This window comes from Oenococcus oeni DSM 20252 = AWRIB129, assembly GCF_000372485.1.
GTDB classification, from domain to species: domain Bacteria; phylum Bacillota; class Bacilli; order Lactobacillales; family Lactobacillaceae; genus Oenococcus; species Oenococcus oeni.
Window position 1 is genome coordinate 53,571 of the sequence record NZ_AQVA01000007.1, and the last position, 15,471, is coordinate 69,041.

The following is a 15,471-nucleotide window of genomic DNA, read 5'->3' on the forward strand; positions in this document are numbered from 1 at the left end:
AATGAAAAAAAATCTGTTTGAAATAAAATTAATGATTCCGCCAATCATTCTTGCTTTATTGATCGTTCAGTTTAACTTTCAAAAAATTAATTGGTTTGTTTCCAGTACTATTATATTAATTTATCTGATATTATCTTTTCTCTTTTCTTTTTTTGAACATTTTGAATATACAAGACTAAGCGCTGTGTTTTATGCCTTGATTTTTGGTTATTTCTTACCTTTAATCATTTTTTATTCTAATTATAGGAAAAGTCCTTTTGAATTTTATTTATTAATGTTTTTATCTTTGTTACCGGTTGTTATTTCGATTTACGATTATCAGTTGGCTATAATAATTTCAAATAATAAAGAAAACAGAGATAGTGATTCAAGAGGTTTACGCAGGGACCTTATTTTTTTCTCAAGTGATTATGGAGTTACTTTTTTTGCTGTTGCTGGAGCAATTTTATTTGGTTTTCTTCCTTGGACATCCTTTTTAATTTTCTTCTCTTTGTTTTCGGTCTTTAATAATATTCTAAAATTCGTCGCTCGGCCCTTTCTTAAATCAACAGCAATTTTGGCTCTTCAAAATTATTTCATAATTTCTTTTTCATTGATAATCGGAATTCTTCTTGGAATTATTATTAAAGTATGATCCAAATTTTTGTATGTTTTTGTTTTTAAACTATAATTATTGTCTACATCGAGGTAGTTATGGATGAACACGTCAATTACGAAAACACAGTTGAAAAATTAAAAGAAAGAAAAATCGAATTATCAGATATCGCTGAAATTACCTATTACTTTCAGTTAAAGTATTTGCCGGGCCTCACAAAAGAAATTGCTTTGCATTCGGTTAAAAGGGTTCTTCAAAAACGAGAAGTTCAGCACGTTGTTTGGGTCGCGCTGGAACTTGATCGTTTGACAGAAGAGGATAAACTAAAAGAACCAATTAATGGTGTTATTAAAGAGGATTTTGGTCTTTTTGGTGTTGATGAACTGCTGGGAAATGCGATTGCAGCCTCATTTGGATCGATTGGCTTTACTGGATATGGATATGTTGACAACGTTAAGCCAGGGATTATCGGCAAGCTGGATCGTTTGGGTAAAACCAATGATCACATAACAACTACTTTTGCCGACGATATTATTGGTGGAATTGCGGCTGCAGCTGGATCAAGGCTGGCTCAAAGATACCCAAACGGCTTTGTTGATTCAATTGAATCTGATGATGAAATTGAATAATAAGTATCTGTTTGTGATAACTAGATAATTTCTATTCTAAGAAATGTAATTTTGTTATTATTATCGAACTTGTAAGAATCAAATCCTTGCAAAACAAAGGGGACTTATCTTATTTTTTTCCAGCAACAGATCATTAAACTGATATTTATTTTATTAATATTATCTAAATCCTTAAATCATTAAGTGATTCGACCGTTTAGGAATTTTTTTAATCTTTGCCAAAGTTGGAACAGAATTATCATGTTCGACATTTGAGACTTTAGGAAAAAAGAGTAATCTATCACAATATTATAGGAATTTGCGTCGAAATGAATTGATAACAATCAGACGGGAGGCTTGCATAACGATTTGAGTTTACGTTCCAAGGAATTGAATAGAAAATTTCCTAAACTGATTGACACGATTTTCAAAATTCAGGTAAATACCTAATTTATTTTTTTATAATTTTATATCGTTTTTGGCCAACAGATAAATATGAAATTGGCCAATATAATAACTGTTTTTGAAAGGAAAAGTTTATGTTAGTATAATAATCGTTAGCTAGCTAGTGTTTTAGGAGAATTAAATTGTCACGTGATTTAGGAAGACTACTCAAAATTGCATCAAATCAAATGTCGACAAGGTTTGATATTTTTGCAAAAAAATATGATTTAACCGGAACCCAAATGACGATTATCGATTATCTTTCGCGCAATAAAAATAAAGAAGTTTTACAAAGAGATTTGGAAAGCGAGTTCAGTATCAAGAGTTCGACTGCTACTGTTTTATTGCAACGAATGGAGATAAAAAAACTCTTATATCGAAAAGTAAGCGGCAAGGACTCTCGACAAAAATGTCTTAAATTAACTAAAAAAGCAAACAAATTGGAAACAATCATTTTAAGTTATATGGATTCCGATCAATCACAAATGACTTCCGGGCTAAACAAAGAAGAAGTTGTTTTTCTTGAGAAAATTTTGAAACGGATGATTGAATCGGATTGAAAGATTTAAAAAAGGATAGATTGTATGAAGGAAAACGAAGAAGGAATTTCAAAAAAATTATTAGCAAGTATTTTAGCGATCGGAATTATGTCTTTTTGCGGTGTGGTTGTGGAAACGGCCATGAATATTACTTTTCCAACATTAATTAAGGAGTTTAATGTTTCAACGGCAACGGTTCAATGGATGACGACAATTTATCTTTTAGTTGTCGCGATTATCATGCCATTGTCAGCTTTTTTTAAAAAAAGATTTAAAGTCAGATCACTTTTTGTGATGGCTAATTTACTATTTATTTTCGGTGTTTTTTTGGATGCAATTGCCCCGAATTTTCTATTTTTATTATTAGGGCGTTTCATTCAGGGTATCGGTACCGGAATTGCTTTGCCTTTAATGTTTAATATTATTTTAGAGCAGGTTCCTTCAAATAAAATTGGAATGATGATAGGGATTGGAACCTTGATTACAGCAATCGCTCCAGCGATTGGGCCAACATTTGGCGGCATCGTGGTCGCTACGATCGGTTGGCGTTTCATTTTTATCTTCCTTTTGCCAATTTTGTTTGTTTCTCTGATACTTGGATTGATAACAATCAGACAAGTTTCTTCAATTGAAAGGGATAGCTTTGATTTTTTAAGTTTTTTCGGAATTGTTCTTCTTTTCGGTGGTTTTATTATTGGTTTCAGTAATGTTGGTACAAGTAAGTTATTTGGTTTAGCTGTTTTAGGAGCCTGGTTGGTTGGCTTTCTTGGTTTTGGCCTATTATTTTGGCGCTCTAAAAATATTTCTCAACCATTAATTAATTTTGATGTTTTTAGAAATCTTAATTTCACCGGACATGCCATTTCTTTGTTTCTTTTGCAATTAATCTCTTTAGGCTTAGCTTTGATTTTGCCTAATTATATTCAAGTCGTAAATGGGAAGTCAGCCTTTATTTCTGGATTGATTTTATTTCCTGCGGCTGCCTTAGGGGCCGTTTTAGCTCCCTTGGGAGGCAAAATATTGGATAATTTTGGCGCCAAAAAACCGTTAATGTTTGGAGCCTTTTTAACATTTGTTTCTTCGCTTTTATTTCTAATCTTCAGCTTCCATTTGACTGATAATTTAATTCTTTTCATTTACATCTTTTATATGGCCAGTGTCGGTTTGACACTTGGTAATCTGATCAGTAACGGTTTAAAACAATTACCAAATAAATTAAATGCTGACGGCAATGCTATTTTGAATACTTTACAGCAGTTTGCCGGAGCTGTCGGAACATCTATTGTCGCTGCGATTATCACTTTTAGCCAAGACAAAGTCGATTCGAGTAAAAAAATATCGACAGCATTAGGATCTAAAAATGCTTTACTTTTTCTATTAATACTTGCTTTTATTGAATTTGCGATCATAACAAAAGTGGTTTGCTTTAACAAAAAACAGTATAAATCGTTGGGCAATTAATAGTTTTTGCCTTTAATCTGATTGTGAAGGTCGTTTAGTTTATACAGGTATACAAAAAATTTTGTTGTATGCGTTTACATTTAATCGTGAAACGAAGTACAATTAACTTATTAATAATAAGTAAAGTTTGAAGGACCGACATGTCGGAGGTGACATTATGCAAAAAATTTATGCAGCAACCATGATTAATACTGGTGGACGTTCAGGGGAATCACATTCTCCGAACCACTCGTTTGAATTGAATATTGAACAACCAGGAAGCAAAGTATCAGGAACAAATCCTGAAGAACTATTTGCGGCAGGTTATAGCGCATGTTTTAATAGCGCTTTGGACTATATCAAAAAAAGCGATGGAATAAACGGATCATCAACAGTCAAGGTTAGGGTTTCTCTTTACAATCAAAGTCAAAACGAGATACCGGATGTTGTTTTGGGCGTTGAAATTAAAGGAGTAATAGAGGGGATTTCTTTAGATAAGGCACAAGCTCTATTAAATAAAGCCCACGAAACTTGTCCTTATTCGCGGGCTGTTAAGGGTAATATCGAAGTCAGCGTTGAGGCTGTAGATCAGATATAAATTCTTCTTTTGATTTCGTAAGACAGGCTGCGACCTGTCTTTTTATTTTTTAATTGATTTGCGTGGAAAAAAACACGATTTAAGGAGTGGAACAAAAGGAATGATCTTTACTACCAAGTATGCAAATATAATTAGATAGATGTTTCCAATCATAATGGCAAACCAGTAAGGGACAGTATCGTTCAGTTTTTTTAATAAAATAGTCCAGACAGAAATGTTATCCAAATCAATCAAATGAAAACAGAGAATCGCAAGGGAACCCGATCCAATCAATAGAATTTCCTGTCTAAATTTGTATTTATCTTTTTTAACGAGCCATGAATCTATAATCATCGAGAGTTTTATTAAAAATAAACAATCAGCCACTGAAGAAATCAAATTAAGAAAGATGTTTGGGGCTGCCATATTTTCGATTGAAAACAAACCGAGAGTCGCAACATAGGTCCATGAAGCTAAGAAAATCAAATAAGCATAAAGGGGTAATTGATCAAAAAGTTTTTTGTATCTTCTAATCAGGTATCCGGCAAAAAAGAAAAGCATTGATCCCAAAGCGGAATTAAAGGACATTGGTAAAGTTACAATCTTTGATAAATAATAGCCGACTAAAGTTAAGACAGAAAATATCGCAAATTTTGACAGCAGATCGTATTTTTTAAAAGACAATTTCATAATCTGATTAAAAATTAACGATCCCCAGAAAAAAGCCAATAAAAACCATATTGCACCAATCCAAGGGATAAAAGTTTTAAAAGGAGTGATACTTTCTCCTCCTGATCCATACACAGCTGCCAGGAGAATTCCTTTGATTGATCCGATTCTTGAGAATAAAAATTTATTATTCGGAAAAACTTTGACGAAACAAGCGATTGCTATTTCTATCATCACAGTTGCTATATAGGGTATTATCAAAGTTTTGATTCCGGTTCTCACTCGATATAAAAAACTCTTGGCCTTATAAAGGTATCCGCTTAACACGAAAAAAATTGGTAAATGAACAGCAAAAATAAAATTGCCAAAATTTCCTGGCCAATAGGAACCTAGAGAATGACTAATGTAATAGCGATTGCACGGCAAATATCGATCCAAGCAATACGAGTATTTTTTAATGTTTGTTCCATTATTCACCCTTTTGCAACAAAAGCACTATTTTTATTCATACCCTTAAGACAGGGAATAGTCAATGTGATTAAAACTATTATTTTCATTTTAAAAAAGATTAAATTTAAAATCGATGATTTTATTTATTTCTGAACTAAAAATGCCTTAATTTTTTAAAAATCGTGAGTTTTTTAATTTGAAAGGAGGACTGGAGTCCGCTGAATAAGGCTTTATAAGTTATTGGTACTACTTTGTTAGTGACGATTAAACATATTATAGAATTAATAATCATTTATTAAAGTTAATATTCATTTTTTATTACGAAAAAGGAACCACGTATCGTACCGGCTAATTTTGATTTTTGTCGGGCAAATTTGAACTTACCTTCAAATTCGGGAGGAATTGTGATTCCGTCTGCTAACTTAAAGCCAACTGCACGTTTTTTTCTGTCTGTTAATGAATACATGATATTAACTACCAAACCGTTTTCATAAAATGCATAAGCAAATTTGATTCCTTCGACTTCGAACTGACTAACTTCCAACGCTTTGTAGGAAAAATGAAGATCCCGTTCAGCCAATATTTTTTTAATCCATGCTATAATTTCTGGATTTTCTGCGGCGGGTATTGTTATAAAATGATGCTTATATTTATTCCAAAAATAGCGAGCCTCGTTTGCCCGCAAACCGGCCAAAGCTTCAGCAACTGATGAACTTTCCAAGCCTATTGTTGAGACATTTTTAAAGTCAACTTTGTATGCCATATAATTTTTCCTAATTATATTATCGCCTTAATTAAAGATGTCTTGGAAATTGAGCAGTTTTAAAAAAATACACTTTGTTCAGACATAAAAATTTATTTTAAATTATAGAAGCAACGTTAATCGCTATGCCTATAAACATTAGATAGCGATTTTAATTATTGAAATTACTGCTAATACCCTATCTTATTTCATACAATTTAACTATCAAAAAAGCCGGTATATCAACATTTGGATATATCGGCTTTAATTAATTATTGCCCCAGCTGGACTCGAACCAGCGCATGGCGGTACCAAAAACCGCTGCCTTACCGACTTGGCTATGGGGCAATATACTGGTAATAAATTCGTGACGAACAAGCGAATCCTATTACCGATGGGAGCGGTAGGATTCGAACCTACGAACTCGTAAGAGGGCGGATTTACAGTCCGCAGCGTTTAACCACTTCGCTACACTCCCAATCGCATTGACTAAATTATTCTAAGGGAAAATGATACGAATATCAAGTATTTTTCCAAAAAAAGAGAAATAAAAACCCGAGCCATCTAACTAAATTTGCCCGGGTTCTCTCAACAGCTTCCGCCGCTCTTCCTTTAAGCGGCGAAACCGTTGAGAAGTTCAGATTTAATTGAATTCAAAACGGATCGCCTCCTTTCCTAGATGTGCCTATCTTATTGCTCCGTCTTTTAAGTTTGTCAATCAAGTAAATTTAAAAATTAATTGATCGCAAATTTCGATATTGCAAAGCCGACGCCTGCTTGATTATTCGTTTTTGTTACGAAATCGGCTTTTGATTTTATTTCATTTGCTGCGTTACCCATTGCGACAGCTAAGTTACTTACTTTAAACATTGATAGATCGTTACCTTGGTCTCCGATCGCCATTGTTGCGTCACTTGAGATTCCCAAATGATCGATGAGGATTGCGAGAGCGCTGCCTTTAGAAGCCTTTTTGGACATAAATTCCAAGTTATACCAGGCCCCTCTGACGACATTGAAATTTTTTTCTATTTTTTTGGGTACTATCGATATAAGACGGTCTAATTCCTGCTGACTTCCGTTGATCATTGGTTTAATAAACTCAACTTTTTCCGGCATTTGGTCGTGAATTTGTAAAGCAGAATTAATTAAATAGTTTTCCATCTGTGCTTCTTTGGGTATTAAACGGGAAATAGTATGCGATCCATCCAGCGATTCAACTTGAAAATAAGCATTTTGTTTATCTGCAAAATTTTGTAATGTTTTATAGCCGTTATAGTCAATTGCATTTTTGGCAATTAATTTTCCTGAAGTCGTTTGAATTACTCCGCCATTAAACGCAATCACAAATTGATCATCAGCTTTAGGGACGCCAATGATTTTCAGCCAAGGCAGAATCCCCGATAATGGCCGGCCGGAAGCAATAACAATCTTAATTCCTTGGTTGACCGCTTGCCTAATTGCTTGAATATTTTCTTTGGGCACTTGCTGACCGCTTGACAGTAAAGTTCCATCAATATCAATTGTGATTAGTTTTATTTTCGACATAGTTTTTTTAGTTAACCCTTTAATCCAATAAAAGCAGCAAATAACAAAATGCAGAATACAAGTCCAGTAATTGCTGTATATAGATAGTCTTTAACGATCAGAAAAGCAAAGATTGAAGCAAAAACCCGAATAGTCGGCGTAAGAATTAAGATAAAAATTCCAATCATAATCCAGGCTCCGGCTTTTAGTTCTTCCAATCCTTTAATTAATAAAACCAGATTGACGGGAATTGTTTTTCCGTAACCGGTATTTTGATTAATAAAGAATAATAGGACACCAACAAACATAATAATAACCGCAATAGCGACTCCGATTCTAAGAATCCAACCAATTCCTTCTTCTATATTGCTTTCGTTTTTAATTTCTTGTCTATTTTCGTTTTTCATTAGTATAAGTTAATTCCCAAAGCCTTAATAACCAACTGAACTCCAGCCAGAACAACAACTGGAATAAAAATACCTCTCAACAGTTTATTTGGTAAATAGGGCATTACTTTTGATCCTAAAGTCGATCCAAAAATGATTCCAATTGCAATTGGGGCGACGATCAAAGGCTGGATCGTTCCATTGAAAAAATAGATTAGAGCCGAAGCAGCAGCTGTAACTCCCATCATGAAGTTGGAGGTAGCGCTTGATGGTTTTAACGGCATTTGCATAACAGTATCCATTGCAAAGACTTTGAACGTGCCCGAACCGATTCCCAACAAACCGGATGCAAAACCGGCGCCAAACATTATCAGAGCTCCAAACGGTACTTTTTGAATATGATAAGTGACTTCTTTTCCTTGCAATTTATCATAATAAGAAGAATCCAGGTTTAATTTTCGAGCAGCTGTATCGTCTTTTAAAGCTAGTGTATCGGCTTTTTTGCTATGCATTTTCTGCCACATTGCAAAACCTTGGTACAGTAAAAGAAAGCCGAAGAAAGCATTTAACCAGGATGCTTTAAAAATACCCACTAAAACAGCTCCGATTAAAGCGCCAATAGTTGTAAAAATCTCAAGAAACATTGCAACACGAATATTTAGCAAATCGTCTTTTAAATAAGCCACCGAAGCACCTGAAGAAGTTCCGATTACGGCAATAATCGAAGCGGCGATTGCATAGTGAATTGGTAGGTTAAAACCCAAGACAAGAATTGGAGTTACGATCATTCCTCCGCCCAAACCCAAAACAGCTCCGAAAACACCGGCAAGAATACCAATCGAAATATAAACAATAAGCAAAGTAAAACTCATATTTACTATGTTATCGATAAATAGGTAGGAAGGCGATTTTTATTTTTCTTGAGAATTAATAAAAAGTCTCTTTTTCTTTATGAATTTTATGTAAATTTTCAATTATGATTATTTTATTGATAATCGTTAATAAGCTTGCTAAAATCAAATAAAGTAGTTATAATTACTTTACTATTGTCTAGTAGTTCAGTGGTAGAACGCCGCACTGTTAATGCGGATGTCGCTGGTTCGAACCCAGCCTGGACAGTTTTTGAAACAGCAACAATATTTGCTGTTTTTTTATTGCCAAATTTTATCCATTTTCGCTTTATTTGCCAAAAGAATCGTTAATGCCTCATAGGCGATAATGAAAAGTAAGATTCCCGCCATTACTACATATGTCGAAGACGGCAGAGTTTCTAAACTTTTTTTCATTACGGCTGTCGGATCGGCTATAAAGGCCAGTCCGTCGATTAAAGCATGAGCCAAGATTGTAATAACAATGCTGCCGCTTTTTTCATAGACAACTCCAAAAATTATTCCTATTGCACTGGCATAAATAATTTGCGTAAAGGTGACCGAAAAAGTTTGACGATCGAGATTAACCAAATGCAGTCCACCAAAGAAAAATCCTTGAATCAATATTGCCGAAAAGTAATAAAACAGACTTTTTTTATGATAAGTCAATAAATTTCCTAATATCAATCCCCGAAAAGCAAATTCTTCGGCTATTCCGACGATCACAGAAAAAACAAGTGCCAGAATAATTTCATTTTGATCAATCTGTTTGTTTATTAAAGTGTTGAGAGCCTGAATAACGTTTCCAATCAGGAAAATGCCCAGTGGTAAAACGTATATCAAGCCCCAGGCAAAACGTCGTGTCGCTATTTTAATCTTTACATGGAAGAAAAGACGGTTGCCTAAGAATAATAGGATAAAAAACAGACTTTCGGAAATTATATTTAATTCAAGACTTGTTGTCGTGTTTGAAGAGTTATTTGTAAAACTATTGGAGAAAATATTGACATTTTCCTCTTTTAAAAAATATTCCTGGGCAAGCTTGCCGACTAATATACTTGTTGAATAAATACTGAGCAGGATCCAAACGAAAATCAATACTGTTTTAACTGCTAGTCTGCTTTTCGTGAGTTTTCTTGCCATAAGTTTCTATCATTAAAGCATTTATATTTTTAATCGTCAATTTTTCTTATTTTAATCAAAAAAACGTAATAAAGAATATAGGAGAAAAGATGACAGATTTTTTGAAAACAGACTATGATCATTTACCAGAGGCCAATAACTATGATGCTTTGCCAACCGGAACATACGAAGTAATTATTAAGGATATCGTTGAAAAACAAGCAACAACCGGTAATTCCGGAATCAGGTTTCAACTTGAAGTCAGACGCGGTTTAGATCAGGAAGAAGATTTGGACAATACTAATGGGAAATATGCCGGACGGGTTTTCTTCACGGCTGTTTGGAATTCGGAGAAAAACCCAGAATACCGTTTTACAACTCTAAATGCGATCGCTGTTGCGGCTGGCGCCTCTAACAAACGTGTTTATACAAACTTTGATGAATTCAAAGAAGAATTGTTATTGAAGGCAGTCCGAGTCAATTTAACACACGACATTTCGACCTTTCAAGGTGAAGATCGGGTGCAGGAAACAATCGCTCCGTGGGACTGGGAACCAACACAAGTACTCTTAGAGGATGTTTAAAGACCTTAGTTATGTTGAAGATGGATGATAATATCCATCTTTTTTACTAATTAAAGGCCTTTTTATTAAGCTAATGTTACTTTATTACATCAAACGGCTTACATACTCCCTTAATTTAATAACCCGTAAATAGATAGTAATTAAAATAATATTGATCAAAAGTTTTCGTAATATCGCTAGGCTAATCTATATTTATGTTCAATTTAAAAGCAAACCTAAGTACTGTACTTGTGACTTCAATAGCTGCAATTTCTTTTTCGGCTGTCAGCGCTAGTGCAGATACAACCTATACTGTAAAATCTGGCGATACATTATCGAAAATTGCCAAGAACTTCAATACAAGTGTTGATTCACTTGCTCAAGAAAACAAAATATCTAACGTTAACCTAATTTATACTGGTGATCAATTAACAGTTGATGGCACCGAAGCAACACAAACTTTGACTTCATCTCAAAGTTCGCAAGCTGCTGTAGAAACTACTACGCCTGCAACAACTTCGACAACTACGACTAGCACTACTACAACTCCAAGTAGTGCCGCTACTACTAATGTAAGTAGCTATTCAACAACTTCTGGCGGTAGTTCAGCATTGTTGCGTCGTGAGATTGAATCAGGAAATAACTACAGTACCTTTACTGGGAACGGTTATTTGGGAGCTTACCAGTTCTCTGCTTCAACTTGGGCGGCTGGTGTTGCCGCAGTTGGTGGCTCTACTTCTGATTTTAGTGCTGCCCACCAAGATGCTGTTGCTAATTGGTATGCTAATTCCCGTTATGGTGGATGGCAAAACGTTCCAACAACCGGTGGTTGGTAAAAATAGTGTTTATCATAGAAACGTCTCTAATTTGTTTAGGGACGTTTTTTATTTTTCTTTTGAATTTGGTTGTAATTGATACGTTTTTTTCGATTTTGGTATGAATTTCATGAAAGCGATTGTTATTATTTATTAATGATGGACGTGTCTATATTTACCTTGACATTTGTCCGTTTCTTTTATTTATTGGTTTCCAAAGGATACTGTCGGTTATCATTTGATTTTCTTATTAAATTTAGAATATCTCTGATTGGTCTTACAATTGTCTTAGAACCAGACCTGTAAAATCTGGTTCTAAATCCTCTAGTTATGTATGGGTTAAGAAGGTGCTGAGATTATTTTTGCTGATTAGTATCCGCAAACCAAAAATGTTTTGCTTTTCTATTTGGGTATTAAGCAAAAAGCTTATACAAATTTTTTATTAAGGAGATTTTTATGAAAACGATTGTTGTTTTAGGTGCCGGTTATGCCGGATTACGAGTTGTTAGAGAACTCGTTGACCATAAAGCTAATGCCAAAATTGTTCTTATTAACAAAAACTCTTATCATTATGAATCCACTCAACTTCATGAAGTTGCAATCGGTAGTAAAAGTCCAAATGATATAAGTTTAAATATTCGTGATGTAATTGGCAACCAAGTCGACTTTATTGAAGATGAAGTTGTCAAAATAGATCGTCAGAATAAAAAGGTTGAATTAAAGAGCAAAAGCACTGTTTCCTATGATTATTTGGTAACCTGCCTGGGCTTTGAGTCCGAGACCTTCGGCATTAAAGGCGCTGATGAATTTGGTTTGCCAATCATTGATATCGATACTGCTTTAGTTGCTAAGAAGCACTTGGAAGAAACTCTGGCCCGTTTTCAAAGCAGTCATGATGAAAACGATCTTCACATTGCTGTTTGCGGAGCTGGTTTTACTTCGATTGAATATATTGGAGAACTGCTTCATCGCTTGCCGGACTTCGTTAAAAGATTTAATTTGCCGGCAGAAAAAATTAAAATTTATTGCATTGAAGCAGCGCCTAAGGTACTGCCGATGTTTGATCCAAAATTGGTCGATTATGCAGTTAATTATTTGAAGAACCAGGGTGTTGAATTCTATACCGAAACACCGATTACAGAAGTTAAAAAAGGAGCCGTTATTAGTAAAGACAAAGCTTTCAATGCTAATACAATTATTTGGACAACCGGTGTTAAAGGCAGTCACGTTATTAATGATTCCGGCTATACACAAAAGCGAAATCGAGTTGCGGTTCAGAATGATTTATCTTCTTCCGATGATCCCAATGAATTCATCATCGGGGATGTTTCCGCTGTTCCAAGCCCAGATGGTCGTTTTTATCCAACGACCGGTCAAATATCGGTCGCTCAGGCTACTTTGGCCGCTTCCAATATTATTGCTAAATTGAATAATCAAAAGACCAGTCCATTTAATTATCACAGTCTTGGAACCGTCTGTTCTTTGGGCCCAACCAACGGAGTCGCAGAACTATCCTTTATGGGCCATTGGAAATTGAAAGGCCATAAAGTTGCTCCACTTAAACGTATTGTTAATGATCGCACTGTTTTTGAGTTGGCCGGTTTTAAAGCGATGATGAGCAGTAAGTGATTTTAAGTTGAGGAGGTAGATTATTATGCCTGTATTATTGATGAGTGTACTTTCACTTTCGCGATTTCAATTTGCGATGACTACCTTATTTCATTTTCTTTATGTTCCGCTTTCGATCGGTACCAGCTTGGTCGTTGCGATTATGGAAACGACTTATGTTTTCACTAAAAAAGAAATTTATTTGAAAATGACTAAGTTCTGGAGCAAAGTCTTTCTACTAAGCTTTGCTGTGGGTGTTGTTACCGGAATTATTCAGGAGTTCCAATTTGGGATGAACTGGTCCAATTATTCCCGTTTCATGGGAGATATTTTTGGGGCGCCTTTGGCAATAGAAGCTCTCTTGGCTTTCTTTTTGGAATCAGTCATGTTAGGTGTTTGGATGTTTACTTGGGACACTTTTAAACCTTCCATTCACGTTATTTTTATTTGGTTAACCTGGTTTGCTTCGGCATTATCAGCACTTTGGATTCTTGCAGCCAATGCTTTTATGCAGCATCCGGTTGGTTTTATGATCAACATCAAAACCGGTCGGGCACGGCTGACTAATTTTTGGTCTGTATTAGAAAACCCTCAATTATGGCGAGAGTTTCCCCATGTCTTGTTTGGCGCTTTTACAACCGGGGCAATGGTTATCGCTGGAATGGCCGCTTTTGGTTTAATTTGGAAACAAAATCATGAATTTCATATGAAGTCCTTGCGAATCGCCTTATTAGTTGCTTTGCTTTCTTCTGTAGCGACAATTGCTGCTGGAGATCTACAAACTCGCTATATTATAAATGACCAGCCAATGAAATTCGCTGCAACAGAAGCAATCTACAAAGATACTTCCAGTCCGGCATCTTGGCGTTTGGTCGCTTTGGTCGACACAAAGGATAAAAAAGTTACCGAATCAGTCGATGTTCCTTATTTGTTGTCGATTTTGTCCTACCATAAGCTTTCTGGCTCCGTTAAAGGTATGGATGAGATTAATAAGGAGCTTCATGCTAAATATGACAAAAAATTCGGCAAGGACATGAATTATTATGTTCCTGTTAAAACGCTCTTTTGGAGTTTTCGTGTCATGTCCGGTGGCGGGGTATTTATCGTTCTGATATGTTTGCTTGGTTTGTTTTTCAGTCGGCGCAAGAAAAATACCCTGTTGAAAAAGAAATGGCTGCTTTGGGGTTTAGGCTTTTCAACTTTTCTACCTTTTATAGTTAATAGTTGTGGTTGGTTAATTACGGAAATGGGCCGTTATCCATGGGTAGTTTATGGTTTGCAAACTGTTTCCGATGCCGTTTCTCCAACTAGCACGGTAGCTGGATTGCTGTTCACGAATATTGTTTACTTTCTCTTGTTCAGTTTTATCGGCGTGTTCATGTTTTATTATTCTCGTCGCGTCCTTCAAGCTGGTCCCGATCAAGCGGATCAAAATAATGAAGATGATGTGTATTCTTCCAGTTCTTTAAAGAAGGGAGCTTATAACTAATGTCCATTTTTCAATTTTTATGGTTTATTGTTATTGCAATTCTATTTGCCGGTTTTTTGTTCTTTGAAGGTTTTGATTTCGGTGTCGGAATGGCAACACGTTTTTTGGCCAATAACGATCGTGAGCGTCAGACTGTTTTAGGAGCAATCGCTCCTCACTGGGATGGAAACGAAGTTTGGCTAATTACAGCCGGTGGAGCAATGTTCGCTTCTTTTCCGCTTTGGTACGCAAGTCTGTTTTCGGGATATTATATCCTGCTCTTTTTAACTTTGATTGCATTGATTTTTCGTGGAGTTTCATTTGAATTTGTTACGCACGCCGAAAATTCTTTTCAACGTTCACTTTGGCTCTGGTCTAATTTTTTCGGTTCTTTGTTTTCACCTTTCTTTTTGGGGATGATGTTTACCAGCCTTATTCAAGGTGTTCCGATGGATGCTCAAGGGAATGTTTGGGCAGGCTTTAATGTCGTTGTTAATATCTTTTCGGTTATTGGCGGTTTGGCAGTTACTTATCTTTCCTTAATACACGGTCTTCACTTTCTGAGTTTGAGAACGAAAAATAGTCTGCATAACCGTGCTATTAATATGGCTGATAAATTATACTGGCTGCTTTACCCGATTTTAATTTTGTTTGTTGTTTTTTCAATCTTCAAAACTGATTTTTATGAAAAACACTTCTTTAGTAGTTTATTAATTGTGTTGATTGTTGTTCTTCTTACTTTGTGGGGCCATTTATCAATCCACTTTAATCACAATGGAAGAGCTTTTTTTGCCAGCGGATTCAGTCTTGTACTTATTATTGCTTTTATTTTTAACGGGCTTTTTCCTCGGGTTATGATTTCAAATAATAGTAAGTATGATCTGCTGATTAAGACCGCTTCTGCTTCGAAACTTACTTTGGAAATCATGACAGGTATTTTAGTAGTTCTTTTGCCAATTGTTTTGATCTATTTCTTCTGGAGCTACTGGGTCCAGCGGAATCGACGCAGCGATTCCTTAAGTGATTAATAATTGTTCGTTTTCGCTATTCTT

General features: G+C 35.3%; 16 protein-coding genes and 3 tRNA genes. 11 read left to right on the forward strand and 8 right to left on the reverse strand.

All coding sequences use genetic code 11. From position 1 onward, the window contains the following. Position 1: 1 nt before the first annotated feature. The 5 genes from A3G9_RS1000000110695 to A3G9_RS0105865 all read left to right on the forward strand — a co-directional run bounded on the left by A3G9_RS1000000110695 (position 2) and on the right by A3G9_RS0105865 (position 4,224). The gene (locus A3G9_RS1000000110695) at positions 2-634 is read left to right on the forward strand and encodes a hypothetical protein (protein ID WP_002821489.1); all 633 of its coding nucleotides are present in this window, start codon (positions 2-4) and stop codon (positions 632-634) included. A gap of 59 nt (positions 635-693) precedes the next feature. Next, positions 694-1,224 carry a phosphatidylglycerophosphatase A family protein gene (locus tag A3G9_RS0105850; protein WP_002819714.1) on the forward strand — a complete coding sequence of 177 codons (531 nt, stop codon included), beginning with the start codon at positions 694-696 and terminating at the stop codon, positions 1,222-1,224. 566 nt (positions 1,225-1,790) lie between these two features. Then, the gene (locus tag A3G9_RS0105855) at positions 1,791-2,207 is read left to right on the forward strand and encodes a MarR family winged helix-turn-helix transcriptional regulator (protein ID WP_002819711.1); all 417 of its coding nucleotides are present in this window, start codon (positions 1,791-1,793) and stop codon (positions 2,205-2,207) included. Between the two features lie 24 nt (positions 2,208-2,231). Then, positions 2,232-3,647: an MFS transporter gene (locus A3G9_RS0105860; RefSeq protein WP_002821488.1), complete on the forward strand. Its 1,416-nt coding sequence runs from the start codon at positions 2,232-2,234 to the stop codon at positions 3,645-3,647. 157 nt (positions 3,648-3,804) lie between these two features. Then, on the forward strand, positions 3,805-4,224 hold the full coding sequence (locus A3G9_RS0105865; protein WP_002819709.1) for an Ohr family peroxiredoxin: 420 nt from the start codon (positions 3,805-3,807) through the stop codon (positions 4,222-4,224). Between the two features lie 42 nt (positions 4,225-4,266). Here the strand turns inward: A3G9_RS0105865 and A3G9_RS0105870 are convergent, their stop codons facing one another. The 7 genes from A3G9_RS0105870 to A3G9_RS0105905 all read right to left on the reverse strand — a co-directional run bounded on the left by A3G9_RS0105870 (position 4,267) and on the right by A3G9_RS0105905 (position 8,846). Continuing rightward, the gene (locus A3G9_RS0105870; protein WP_236608169.1) at positions 4,267-5,349 is read right to left on the reverse strand and encodes an acyltransferase family protein; all 1,083 of its coding nucleotides are present in this window, start codon (positions 5,347-5,349) and stop codon (positions 4,267-4,269) included. Between the two features lie 274 nt (positions 5,350-5,623). After that, positions 5,624-6,085 carry a hypothetical protein gene (locus tag A3G9_RS0105880; protein ID WP_002819693.1) on the reverse strand — a complete coding sequence of 154 codons (462 nt, stop codon included), beginning with the start codon at positions 6,083-6,085 and terminating at the stop codon, positions 5,624-5,626. A 254-nt stretch (positions 6,086-6,339) separates the two neighbouring features. Beyond that, positions 6,340-6,412 (reverse strand) — tRNA-Gln (locus A3G9_RS0105885). 47 nt (positions 6,413-6,459) lie between these two features. Further along, positions 6,460-6,542: transfer RNA gene (locus A3G9_RS0105890), tRNA-Tyr, on the reverse strand. Positions 6,543-6,799: 257 nt separating this feature from the next. After that, positions 6,800-7,609 (reverse strand): Cof-type HAD-IIB family hydrolase, encoded by an 810-nt coding sequence (locus tag A3G9_RS0105895; RefSeq protein ID WP_002817784.1) that lies wholly within the window; start codon positions 7,607-7,609, stop codon positions 6,800-6,802. A gap of 11 nt (positions 7,610-7,620) precedes the next feature. Further along, on the reverse strand, positions 7,621-7,995 hold the full coding sequence (locus tag A3G9_RS0105900) for a DUF1634 domain-containing protein (protein ID WP_002819691.1): 375 nt from the start codon (positions 7,993-7,995) through the stop codon (positions 7,621-7,623). After that, entirely contained in the window at positions 7,995-8,846 is an 852-nt protein-coding gene (locus A3G9_RS0105905) for a sulfite exporter TauE/SafE family protein (RefSeq protein WP_002819690.1), read from the reverse strand. The genes A3G9_RS0105900 and A3G9_RS0105905 overlap by 1 nt, the downstream gene beginning before the upstream one ends. 175 nt (positions 8,847-9,021) lie before the next feature. On the opposite strand from A3G9_RS0105905, the gene A3G9_RS0105910 reads away from it, so the two are divergent. Then, positions 9,022-9,093 (forward strand) — tRNA-Asn (locus A3G9_RS0105910). 32 nt (positions 9,094-9,125) lie between these two features. Here the strand turns inward: A3G9_RS0105910 and A3G9_RS0105915 are convergent. Continuing rightward, the gene (locus tag A3G9_RS0105915; protein ID WP_002819689.1) at positions 9,126-9,986 is read right to left on the reverse strand and encodes a CPBP family intramembrane glutamic endopeptidase; all 861 of its coding nucleotides are present in this window, start codon (positions 9,984-9,986) and stop codon (positions 9,126-9,128) included. Positions 9,987-10,075: 89 nt separating this feature from the next. On the opposite strand from A3G9_RS0105915, the gene A3G9_RS0105920 reads away from it, so the two are divergent. The 5 genes from A3G9_RS0105920 to cydB all read left to right on the forward strand — a co-directional run bounded on the left by A3G9_RS0105920 (position 10,076) and on the right by cydB (position 15,447). Further along, a complete protein-coding gene (locus A3G9_RS0105920) occupies positions 10,076-10,549 on the forward strand; it encodes a DUF669 domain-containing protein (protein WP_002821487.1) in 474 nt (157 codons plus the stop codon). A gap of 194 nt (positions 10,550-10,743) precedes the next feature. Beyond that, a complete protein-coding gene (locus A3G9_RS0105925; protein ID WP_002821486.1) occupies positions 10,744-11,364 on the forward strand; it encodes a LysM peptidoglycan-binding domain-containing protein in 621 nt (206 codons plus the stop codon). Between the two features lie 435 nt (positions 11,365-11,799). Next, on the forward strand, positions 11,800-12,972 hold the full coding sequence (locus A3G9_RS0105930; RefSeq protein ID WP_002821485.1) for an NAD(P)/FAD-dependent oxidoreductase: 1,173 nt from the start codon (positions 11,800-11,802) through the stop codon (positions 12,970-12,972). Between the two features lie 25 nt (positions 12,973-12,997). Continuing rightward, a complete protein-coding gene (locus A3G9_RS0105935; protein WP_002821484.1) occupies positions 12,998-14,440 on the forward strand; it encodes a cytochrome ubiquinol oxidase subunit I in 1,443 nt (480 codons plus the stop codon). Continuing rightward, positions 14,440-15,447, forward strand: coding sequence for a cytochrome d ubiquinol oxidase subunit II (gene cydB / locus A3G9_RS0105940; protein WP_002821483.1), 1,008 nt, complete (start codon positions 14,440-14,442; stop codon positions 15,445-15,447). The genes A3G9_RS0105935 and cydB overlap by 1 nt, the downstream gene beginning before the upstream one ends. Positions 15,448-15,471 lie beyond the last annotated feature (24 nt).

Bases quoted from the DNA above. Each gene is read 5' to 3' on its own strand.
- A3G9_RS1000000110695 (WP_002821489.1), top strand. From the start codon at position 2: ATGAAAAAAAATCTGTTTGAAATAAAATTAATGATTCCGCCAATCATT.
- A3G9_RS0105850 (WP_002819714.1), top strand. From the start codon at position 694: ATGGATGAACACGTCAATTACGAAAACACAGTTGAAAAATTAAAAGAA.
- A3G9_RS0105905 (WP_002819690.1), bottom strand. From the start codon at position 8,846: ATGAGTTTTACTTTGCTTATTGTTTATATTTCGATTGGTATTCTTGCC.
- cydB (WP_002821483.1), top strand. From the start codon at position 14,440: ATGTCCATTTTTCAATTTTTATGGTTTATTGTTATTGCAATTCTATTT.
- A3G9_RS0105895 (WP_002817784.1), bottom strand. From the start codon at position 7,609: ATGTCGAAAATAAAACTAATCACAATTGATATTGATGGAACTTTACTG.
- A3G9_RS0105865 (WP_002819709.1), top strand. From the start codon at position 3,805: ATGCAAAAAATTTATGCAGCAACCATGATTAATACTGGTGGACGTTCA.
- A3G9_RS0105860 (WP_002821488.1), top strand. From the start codon at position 2,232: ATGAAGGAAAACGAAGAAGGAATTTCAAAAAAATTATTAGCAAGTATT.
- A3G9_RS0105935 (WP_002821484.1), top strand. From the start codon at position 12,998: ATGCCTGTATTATTGATGAGTGTACTTTCACTTTCGCGATTTCAATTT.
- A3G9_RS0105925 (WP_002821486.1), top strand. From the start codon at position 10,744: ATGTTCAATTTAAAAGCAAACCTAAGTACTGTACTTGTGACTTCAATA.
- A3G9_RS0105930 (WP_002821485.1), top strand. From the start codon at position 11,800: ATGAAAACGATTGTTGTTTTAGGTGCCGGTTATGCCGGATTACGAGTT.
- A3G9_RS0105880 (WP_002819693.1), bottom strand. From the start codon at position 6,085: ATGGCATACAAAGTTGACTTTAAAAATGTCTCAACAATAGGCTTGGAA.
- A3G9_RS0105900 (WP_002819691.1), bottom strand. From the start codon at position 7,995: ATGAAAAACGAAAATAGACAAGAAATTAAAAACGAAAGCAATATAGAA.
- A3G9_RS0105915 (WP_002819689.1), bottom strand. From the start codon at position 9,986: ATGGCAAGAAAACTCACGAAAAGCAGACTAGCAGTTAAAACAGTATTG.
- A3G9_RS0105920 (WP_002821487.1), top strand. From the start codon at position 10,076: ATGACAGATTTTTTGAAAACAGACTATGATCATTTACCAGAGGCCAAT.